Below are 10,112 nucleotides of genomic sequence, written 5' to 3' on the forward strand. Positions count from 1 at the left end.
GTGCTGGGGCTTGTGGAGGGGGCACGTTATCACCGGCCGGCGGCCTATCTTGAAACCCATCCCGACTCCGACTGGGTATCGATTTCCTGCCGGACCGGCACCCCACGCGGTCGCCGGGACGCGGTGGCAGCCGCCGTGCGGGCCGTGCGGCCGGGCCTCGTCGTAACGGTCAACATTCCCGACGCTCTTGCCGCCGTCGCCGAACTGCCCCCCCGGCGGCGCCCCCGGTCGGTAATGACTTGCCACGGGATCCAAGCGGACCTGTTCGCGGACGCGCTGACGCTGATCGGCTGCGTCGACGGGCTAGTCTGTACAAATCGGCTGGCGTGTGAGGTCGCGGCCGGGGCTGGGTTCCCGGGGGACCGGCTGTACCACGCGACCCACGGCCTCCCCAACGCGGTGCTGGCCGACCCACCGGACCGGAGCGGCCACCGCGGGCCGTTTACGGTCGCCTTCGTGGGGCGGCTAGAGGACGGGCAGAAGCGGGTTTCGGACCTCCCGGCGGTCTGGCGGGGGCTGACCGCCGCCGTGCCGGGTGCTCGCCTGCTGGTGGCCGGCGATGGGCCGGATGGCGATGATCTGCGGGCCGGGCTCGCAGGGACCGGCGGGGTGGAGTGGCTCGGCCGGGTGCCGGCCGCCGAGGTGCCGGCTCGAGTGCTGGATCGGGCCGACGCGCTGATCATGCCGAGCCTGTGGGAAACCGGGCCGATCGTCATTTGGGAAGCGTTCGCGCGGGGGGTGGCGGTGGTCAGCAGCCGGTACGTCGGCAGCGGGCGGGAGGGGGTCTTGGTCGACGGAGAGAATTGTCTGCTGTTCGACGTGGGCGACCCAGTTGCGGGTGCCGCAGCGTTGGGCCGACTGGCGGGAGACCGGCCGCTGCGGGACCGGCTGGCGGCCGCTGGACAGGAGTTGGCGAACCGCCTGAACAGCCCGACAGCAGCCGCAAACGCGTGGGAGCAGGCGTTCCTGAGCGTGCTGGAAGCCCCCCCAGCGGTCGGGCCGACACCCCCGCCGAAGTCCGCCGGCCGGTTGGACGCGGTCCTCGGCCCCGGACTGGCCGAGCAAGTGCGGCGCTTGACTGCGCGGCCCGTGACCGACGGCGGGCCGGGCGGGGAGTGGCCGCACGCCCTGTCGGACTGGTCCGAGCCGGAGTCCGTGTTTCTCGCAAACGCGGCCCGCCTCGACCGCCCGGATCGCCCCCAAGTCCCCGTCCCGCCGAGGTCGTCCTCCCAGTGACGACGCGACCGGACACCGCCGGACCCCTGTGCGTGGGAGAGCCCGCATGATCTGGTCGTGGTGGCGCACGCTTCTAAGCGGGCTGAACCTCCTCACTGACCCGGAGTTGGTACGCGACCTTGGGGAGCGGCGGAGGGAACTGGCGGTGCAGGCCACAATTCGGGCCTCGAACCCCGAGGCGAAGCTCGGTCGGCGAGTGCGGTTCGAGGGAGATCCGACCGGGTGCCTCTCGCTAGGACGGGGGGCGACCGTTTGCGATGGGACGGTACTCGCATTCGGCGGACCCGCGGACGGGCCAGCGGCGATCGCAATCGGCCCCGGCACATGGGTCGGCCCACTGAATAACCTCCGCGCCGGTGGGGGCAACGTGACGGTCGGGGCGGACTGCCTGATCGCTCAGTTCTGCACCCTCGTGGCGGCTAACCACCGGCGGCGGCCGGACGGGGGGGTGTCGGCTGATCTCGACCCGGCCCGGTCGGGCGTAACCGTCGGAGACGGGGCGTGGCTGGCTGCGGGGGTCACGGTCACCCCCGGCGTGACGGTCGGGGCCGGCGCGGTCGTAGGGGCCGGTGCGGTCGTCACCCGGGATGTCCCCGCCGGGGAGGTATGGACCGGCGTGCCGGCGCGACGGATCGGGAGTCGACGGTGAGCGGCGTCCCAGACCGTCCGGTTGATCCGTCGCTTGGGCGCCGGCTGCTGACGATCGATCTCGGTCGGGGACTCGCCGCACTTGCCGTCTTGGCCGCCCACGGGCGGCTGGTTGGGGCCGGCGGCTGGCGGGAAGATCCGTTCTTGGTCTTAGAGGCCTTGTTCAAGTACGGATACTTGGGCGTCCCAGCGTTCGTGATCATCTCCGGGTTTTGCATACACCGGCGATGGGCCTTGCGGGCAGCGGCCGGTGACCGGTCGCGACCGTCTTGGCGTGCGTTCTGGAAGCGGCGGGTCAAACGGCTGTACCCGACGTACTTGGCCGCGATCGGTCTCGCCCTGGGGCTGGCGGCGGTGCATGGCCGGTACGACTGGGGCGGACTTGGACCGGACCTCGTTACGCATCTTGTGATGGTGCACAATCTCCATCCCGAATATTCTAAGGGATTGGCGAACCCGCCGATGTGGTCCCTCGGGATGGAAGAGCAGTTATATCTGTTATACGTGCCGTTGCTCGTCCTGCTGACGACCTCCACCCGCCTCAGCCTCGCGGCGGCGGCGGTCGTCACGGTCGGGTGGCGAGTCGCCTTCGTGGCCGGCGTATTCCCCCCCGATTGCCCGCTCGGGTCGTGGACCACTTGGCCATTCGCCTTTTGGTTGCACTGGGCTCTGGGGGCGGTGGCGGTCGAGGCTTGGGCCGGCGTTCGGCAGTTGCCGGCGTTCGCGTCCAGCCTGACGTTAGCGGCCGCGTTGTGCCTCGTGGCCGGGTTTCTGAATCGCACGCCGCTTGAATACCTTCACGAGTCCCGGCTCGGGGATGCGGCGTGGGTCGAGTTTTTATACATGCGGCGGTGGGACTGCAATGTGCTCTGCGACCCACTGTTCGCCGTAGCGTTCTGGTGTGTGCTGAACCGGACATTAGCGTGGGAGCAGGGTGGGGGCCCGGCTCGCCTTGGGGTCGCCGCCAAAGCGGTGGCAGGTGCGTTTGCGTGGGTAGGTTTGATCTCATACAGCGTGTATCTAGCACACTCCCCAGTGTACGCCGTTTTAGACTCGGTATTCGACCGATATTTACCAATAGTGGACCGCCCTAGGGCGTGGCCAGTATATTTCTTGGTGTATACCGCATGCGGGATCGTGAGCGGCTGGCTGCTCTTTCTCGCGGTCGAGCGACATTCTGTGACGGCGCGGCGGTCCGGCGGCTCGCCATTACCAGAATGCCCTCCAGGATCGGCCGCGGGATGACGGGTGCTCCGGCCCAGATGAGAGCTTGGTTCGGGTGCTGGCTGCACGAGCGATGGCGGGCCGAGCTGGCGATGCTGCTGGGCAGTGGGCGGTGGCGGGGGCTGTGTAACCGTAGCGAACTGCTGACGCCCGACCCAGCCGGCGGGTCCGGGTTCGCTTGCAGGTGGGAGGACTCCTCGGACCTGACGGTCGGGCGGGTGTTCCCTTCCATCGCCGCCCGGCTGCTCACCCACGCCCTGCCGGCGGTCTCGCTGCGGTGGGCTGGGGTACCCACGACGCCCGACCCGGCAGTTTCCGTGCTCGTGCCGGCCGGCGGGGACCCGGCCCGACGGCCGCTGTTGGAGTTGGTGCTGGCGGCACTGGCGGCTGAGGCAGCGGCCACCCCGGGCGGGGCCGAGGTCATTTTGGCCGAGCAACTCCGGCCGGGGGAACCGGCGGCCGACGGCTTATCGGGGGTTCGGCAGGTGGCGGTGCGCGACGGCGGCCCGTTCAACAAGAGCCGGCTTCTGAACCGGGCCGCCGCCATCGCCCGTGCACCGGCCTTAGTGATCCACGACGCAGACTATCTTCCTGCCCCCGGCTATCTCGCTCGGTGTGGGGTGGCCCTTGCCCGGTCAGCGGGCGTGCGGCCGGGCCGGCTGATCTTCTATGTCGATCGCCTGACTACCGAACATTGGGTCGCGGGGCTTCCTCCCGACTCCATAACCTGTCCCTCCGGGCATCTGGAAACGACCGGAGCCGAAATCGAGAAGGTCGTGCAGAACAATCCGACTCCGCTGGCGATCCGCCGTAGCGCCTACTTTTCAATTGGCGGGCATGACGAAGCGTTCGAGGGATGGGGAGGGGAAGATGCAGAGTTCCTGTCTCGTCTGAGGATTTTGGGGGTCGACGAATACGGTACCGAACCGCTCATCCACCTCTGGCACCCGCCAGCCCCTAAAAAGGTGAGCGGCGACCGGAACGAAAGCCTCCATGCTGCCCGATCGGCCGAATCGCCCGCCGCCCGCATCGTCCGCCTCCGCGGCGGCTGGGATCCGGTCACCTTGGAGTCCGGGGTACGGATATGATTGACGGACCGCCCTTACCGTGGCCTGTCGGCACATCAATGTTGATGGCGGCCGGGAACCTGCCGGACGACGCCCCGGTCACCTACGTAGCGGCTTACGGGGCGTCATATCACCGGCGGGTGGAGGTCGCCCACGCCGGCACGCGGTGGGTGTTTTTGTACCACCCCGACGACCGGGTCGGTTTGCAGTTCCGGGCTGGAATCTTCGTCGACGCCGCGTCGACGCCCGGCCGGCACTTAGCCCGGGTGCCAGCGGCCCGGCGGGCCGCGGTGCTGGTGGAAACCCCGAATCAACCGCAATTCGCCCGCTTCCCGGCCGCCGCAGTAGAGTTCGCGGTCGTTCTCACCCATCTCAGCCATCTACGGGGACGCGGCGGACCGTTCCGGAGACTGGACTACGGAACCCGCTGGGTTCCGGCGGGGGATCCGGCGACGGTCGCGGCGGGGATGCTCAAGCGAGCCGACGTAAGCTTCTTCGGTAGCGTGGAGCACGATGACCGGTTCGGGTACAGGCTCCGCAAAGAAGTCGCCGCTGCCCTCGCGGCCCGTGGCGTGCCGTGCTTTGGGAAGGGCATCCGACCTCTGCCTCAGAAGGCCGATGGGCTCACTCCTTACCGATTCAGTGTGGCGATGGAGAACGTGCGGGCTGCCGGATACTACACGGAGAAGCTGATCGACTGTTTCGAGTGCGGCACTGTGCCAGTCTATTGGGGCGATCCCACGATCGAAGAGACCTTCGAGTCCCGCGGGCTTGTCACGTTCGAGACGCTGCCGGAGCTACTCGATCTGCTGCCGACGCTCGCAGCCGAGCAGTACGAGACGATGCGACCTCACCTAGCCGAAAACCTGAGGCGGGCCGACTCCCTAGACGTACGGGACGGGGCCGGTCTTCACCGCCGGATCGCCGCTGCTCTTGAGGAGTTCATTCCACCGGGCGTGTTCAGACCACGCACGCGTTGGTGGGCCGCGGTTGCGGCGGCTCTTAATCAGGTCGGCGGGCGGAGGGCGGTGGCCATCGAAGAACAGGCGACGCTTTAATTTCCTTGTGACATAAATTTCCTTGTGACATAGAAGCGAATGGCCTCCCCCCAAAGCTCACTACCATCTGATGTGATTCTTGCAACGGCTGCGTCGGACAGCCACGCTCAATCAGTTCTTGTGCAATTGGGCTCGCTTCGAGCGAACTGGCCGGATCACCCTCCAGTCACAGTTTATGATCTGGGGATGAAGCCGGCGTTCGTAGCCGCGATTGAACCCCACGCTGCGCGCGTAGTGCGAGTACCGCCCTTTGTCCCGCACTGGCGGCGTCGCATGTGCTGGCGGGGGTGGGTGATGCGTGATCTGGGGAAATCCTTGTACATTTGGCTCGACGGTGGAGTTCTAGCTTTGCGGCCACTTACCGACATGGTTCAGCAAACGGTCGAACGCTCCTACTTCTGCAGTACAAACCTTTGGCCTCTATTGCCAAACGTGAACCCACGGCTGAAGGTGCATTCAGGTAAGACAGACGAGGAGCTCGGCCGGATTCCGAGCATTAATTCAGGGATCTATGGCCTCGACCTAGCCGATCCCCGTGCTGCAGCACTACGCGATGAGTTTTATGAGATGACGCTGGACGAGGGACTATTTACCGCTACCCACCACCTACACCGGCACGATCAACCAGCACTTACCCTTCTGCTCTGGAAGTACTTCGGCAACGTGCTGTACGCGGACGCGCGGATCTACGGCGGCTGGGAATCCCCTGCGTCGGCTCCCGCTCAGGCGATCTGGGTTCACCGCCGACATGTGTTGCCGGCTGACGCTCGAGCCTACGTAGCTAGGCTCCTCGGCGAAGCGGAGGGCCCGCACAAGCCGTCTACACCACCCGCGGAAGTAATGCGAGGGGGAAGTGCGAAGGGCGGTCCCGTGATGAAAATCCGCAAGCAGATAGCCGCTTGGCGGGGTCGGACTCCGCCGCCGCAGAACACCCATGGCGTCCGTGGAGCGGGAGATGTGGAACTTGGAACGGATCTTCTAGACCTACTGGCCACCTGGTCTTAATGCCACCCTTGCGGATTGTGGAACGACTGGTCTTCTTATGTCTGCGATGTTGGTGAGCCTTGCCGAACTGCAGGCTCTTGGGCTTATGAACCCTAACGGGCGATGTGGTAGATTCAGCGGTGTCCGCAGGCCCGTTGGTTGCAACTTTCATGTTGATGAAGTTCTGTCAGTCCTACCAGCTTCTGCGGCATGGTCCACTCCCCGAGCGTTCCGGATATTCTTTCGACTTAGAATTCTGCAGAAAGCAACTGCCGGCTGGGGAAGAGGAAGTTCCAATGAGTGAGAAGTGGGAAGCTCAGGAGGTTCCACGACAACACACCATGCTTGGGGGGGTGTATGGTCTCGTGAGCATCATTGTCCCCGTTTACAACCGCCCTCGGATGCTGCGACGGGCGGTGGAAAGTGCGTTAGCCCAGACGTACCGGCCGGTGGAAGTGGTTATCGTGGACGATGGGTCTACTGACGAAACTCCGGCCGCCGCCGCCGATCTGACCGCTGCCCATCCAAGCTTGATCCGCGTGATTCGGCAGGAGAACAGGGGGGCCGGGCGGGCTCGGGAGACCGGGCTGGCGGCTGTGCGGGGGGAGTTCATCCAGTTTCTAGATAGCGACGACCGGCTGTTACCCGACAAGTTCGCTCTCCAGGTGGCGGCCCTGCGGGAGCGGTCGGACTGCGGAGTCTGTTACGGGGTCACGCGGCTTGTAGACGAAGGCGGGCGAGTGCTGAAGGAGCCCCTCAAGGCTAGCGGAGAGGACCGGACGACCCTGTTCCCGGGATTGCTGGTAGACCGATGGTGGAGCACCCACACACCCCTATTCCGGCGGTCTGTGGTGGAGGCAGCGCGGCCCTACCCAGACCTGCCGGTCCACGAGGACTGGTTGTTTGAGGCCGCAGTTGGCGCGGCCGGGACGCGGCTGTGCCGGGTGCCTGAAGCGGTGAGCGAGACAGTCGTTCATGCTGGGGAGAGGCTGACCACCGCAGCCGACTGGACCACCCGCGACCGGCTGGCGATCCGTACCCAATTAATTACAGGGCTGTGGCAAGGGGCGACCGCGGCGGGGGTCCGTCCGGGGGGACCGGAGGCCGAACACCTTGCCCGATGGGCGTTCGCCACCGCCCGCCGGACCGCCGCCCGCGGCATGCGGGAAGAAACCGCTAAACTACTGCGGATCGTCCGGGTGGCCGGCCCGGACGTTCCGGGGCGGCAGGTGTTTGAGGTGGTGGCCCGGGTGACCGGACCGCGGGTGGCCGGAGAATTGTTCTGGCGGGCCGAGTCTCTCTACGGTCACCGCCGGTCGGTAAAGGCGGTGGTTCCCCCGAGGGCGGGCCGCGATGAAACATATCCATGTGATGGGGATGGCGTACAGCGGCACCACCCTCCTGTCCAACATCCTCGCCCGCCAGTCGGGCAACCACGCCATGGGTGAAGTCGCCTTGTATTTATCTCCGTGGCACATACAGGTGTATGTGGACCGCTGGGGGGAGAAGCCCGCCGAGCACCTCTGCTCTTGCGGCGAAAACTCGGACCGGTGCGAGTTCTGGTCAAATCTGCAGAATCTGAGCGGCTCCACTGCCCCTTTTGTCACCCGAGAAAAGTACGCCCGGCTGTTCCGCGAAGCAACCAACGTGTACGGTCCGGAAGTGGCATCGATCGACTTCTCAAAGTCGCTGGACTACCTAGGGGAGGCTCTGCCGGACCCTACAAACTCGGTGACCATGGTGTTCTGCTACAAGGATGTGCGGGCGTTCGCCGGATCGATGCTGCAGAAGCTCCGCCGGTCGGGGAAAGGGGGCTCGCAGGTTACCGTCCTCCTCGCGTTCAACTTCTTGATGGGGGAGGACGCCCGCTGCGAACGATTCCTGCGGGATTTCCGTGGCCGGGTCTGCTTCGACTCGTATGAGGCGTTCTGCAATGACTTGGCCGCTGCGGCCAACGCGATCCAAGGGCCGGCAGGGGCGGCCGCCGCCCCCGCCGCGTCGCACATCGTGATGGGGAATGAGGAGTTCCTGATGGAGTCGCGGCAGCGGGTGCGGTACGACACCTCCGCATTGCGAGCAGAGGCAGTCCGCATACTGCGCTTAATCCTTGAACGATCGGTATCAAAGTCAGGAGACCGTCGCCCATTCCTCGACTCGACAGTGGACCGTGCCTGACCCCGTCGCCGGTCCTTCTGGTTGGCAGGTAGTATATCTGATTTGTCCAGAATGCAGCACTAAAATACTGGGTGCCAGCCCCCCCCTGCTCGAGTCGTGCGGCTTTGAAGGTCGAGGCAGTCGTGATCTGCGTCCAAATCGTAAACGGACGAGAACAGTCGCCGCCTCGATCCGCCCTGGGTTCAATCCGTCTGCTCTTTTAGAGAGAATTCCTACTGCCGCTCCCCCACGCATCCACGAGGAACCTGCCGCTGCGAGATACTCTTTTGGGTTGATGGCCGTGCTGGCTGAGGGGCAGAAGCGAGGGGCAGCTTTGCTCGACCTAGGATGCGGGCCGCGGGATCAAGCTCCAGTTGCGGAGCACTTGGGACTGAAGTATGTCGGAGTTGATTATGATGGCGATGCGGCCGACCTGCTGGTAGACGCCCACGCGATACCCTTCGAAGGCGGCATGTTCGACTCGGTGTTGTCCTATTCTGTTCTTGAATGTCTATATGATCCGGGTTTGACCCTGCAGGAAGTTGCGTGGGTGCTCAAACCCGGCGAAACGTTCTTGGGAGCAGTGTCACAGGGTGAGCCGTACCATCAGTCTCAATTTCCACATGACCCCTTGGGGCGTCTTAACATTGTTCACTGGCGGCAATCTATTCTAAGTCGACCGGCTGTGGCCGCCGATGGACTCGTTGCAAGCCCTTTCAAGAATCGGCCGGTACCTGAGAGCGATTCGGTCCTGTCTGCGAATTCTTGACCGCGCCCATACGTCAATGCCTTTTCTCGCCCTCCCGGCGAATGCGCTGATCTGATGAAGAAGTGGAAATAGACCGACTTTATTGTGGCGGCAGCGTCTGCTTCATAGCCACCCGGATGTCTGTTCCAGCCTGCCCCTAGCATTGAAGGAGAAATCGCTTGACTGAGCCACAAGTCTCCGTGGTGATGGGCGTCTTCAACGCCACACACACGCTCCGCGAAGCGGTCGACAGTATCCTGAAGCAAACGCTTACAGATTACGAGTTAGTCGTCGTTGATGATGGTTCAACCGACGCCACTCCAGATCTGCTCGCTGTCTATGCCGACATTGATCCGCGGGTGCGGGTGATCCAGCAGGAGAATGCCGGGCTGACAGCCGCTTTGATCCGCGGATGCCAAGAGGCGCGGGGAAGGTTCATCGCCCGGCAGGACGCTGATGATGTGAGCGCCCCTGAACGGCTGGGCAAGCAGGTCGATCGTCTGAAGGATGACCGCAACCTTGTCGCTGTCGCCTCTACGGTCGAGAAAATCGGCCCCGGCGGGGAGCCCTTTCAAACTTTCACCGGAGCCGCTGACTCAGCCGGCGCAACTCGTGGGGTGGTGGACGGGTCCGGTGTGAACCCAGTTCACGGCAGCGTCATGTTCCACCGGGAGGCCTACGAGGCGGTCGGCGGATATCGTCGTGCGTTTTATTGTGCTCAAGATTGTGACCTATGGCTGCGGATGCTGGCAGACGAGCCGGGCCGACGCCTCGCATTTCTGCCAGAGACCTTGTACTTCTGGCGGTGGTCGGCGGAGAACGTATCCACGACATTAATGGCAGCGCAGGCGGAGTTTGGTCGGCTGGCTCAGGCCTCGCTTGAAGCCCGAAACGCCGGCCGTGGCGACCGGGCTGAATTGGCCGCTGCCGCGGCCCTTGCCGCCCAGCTGCCAGAGTTGCGGCGGCGGGCGGCGACGCCGCAACTCTGGCAGC

At 65.0% G+C, this 10,112-nt stretch carries 9 protein-coding genes; all 9 read left to right on the forward strand.

What is annotated here, in order from left to right; translation table 11 throughout:
• Positions 1 to 1,236: glycosyltransferase family 4 protein (locus tag LzC2_RS18030; protein ID WP_206678782.1), on the forward strand; the 1,236-nt coding region annotated here is incomplete at its 5' end.
• Positions 1,237 to 1,282: 46 nt separating this feature from the next.
• Positions 1,283 to 1,885, forward strand: a complete 603-nt coding sequence (locus tag LzC2_RS18035; protein ID WP_171189425.1) for an acyltransferase — start codon at positions 1,283 to 1,285, stop codon at positions 1,883 to 1,885.
• Positions 1,843 to 3,129 (forward strand): acyltransferase family protein, encoded by a 1,287-nt coding sequence (locus tag LzC2_RS23085; RefSeq protein WP_171189426.1) that lies wholly within the window; start codon positions 1,843 to 1,845, stop codon positions 3,127 to 3,129. Before LzC2_RS18035 ends, LzC2_RS23085 begins: the two co-directional genes overlap by 43 nt.
• Positions 3,130 to 3,146: 17 nt before the next feature.
• Entirely contained in the window at positions 3,147 to 4,196 is a 1,050-nt protein-coding gene (locus tag LzC2_RS18045; RefSeq protein ID WP_206678783.1) for a galactosyltransferase-related protein, read from the forward strand.
• Between the two features lie 44 nt (positions 4,197 to 4,240).
• Complete coding sequence (locus LzC2_RS18050; RefSeq protein WP_171189428.1) at positions 4,241 to 5,233, forward strand: glycosyltransferase family 10 domain-containing protein; 993 nt, start codon at positions 4,241 to 4,243, stop codon at positions 5,231 to 5,233.
• A 1,325-nt stretch (positions 5,234 to 6,558) separates the two neighbouring features.
• Positions 6,559 to 7,665: a glycosyltransferase family A protein gene (locus LzC2_RS23090; protein WP_414636423.1), complete on the forward strand. Its 1,107-nt coding sequence runs from the start codon at positions 6,559 to 6,561 to the stop codon at positions 7,663 to 7,665.
• Positions 7,571 to 8,392, forward strand: a complete 822-nt coding sequence (locus tag LzC2_RS18060; protein ID WP_171189430.1) for a hypothetical protein — start codon at positions 7,571 to 7,573, stop codon at positions 8,390 to 8,392. Before LzC2_RS23090 ends, LzC2_RS18060 begins: the two co-directional genes overlap by 95 nt.
• A gap of 274 nt (positions 8,393 to 8,666) precedes the next feature.
• Complete coding sequence (locus tag LzC2_RS23095) at positions 8,667 to 9,140, forward strand: class I SAM-dependent methyltransferase (protein WP_171189431.1); 474 nt, start codon at positions 8,667 to 8,669, stop codon at positions 9,138 to 9,140.
• A gap of 185 nt (positions 9,141 to 9,325) precedes the next feature.
• On the forward strand, positions 9,326 to 10,112 hold a 787-nt coding region (locus tag LzC2_RS18070; protein WP_206678784.1), incomplete at its 3' end, for a glycosyltransferase family 2 protein.

The organism is Alienimonas chondri (genome assembly GCF_013036045.1).
Lineage (GTDB): Bacteria > Planctomycetota > Planctomycetia > Planctomycetales > Planctomycetaceae > Alienimonas > Alienimonas chondri.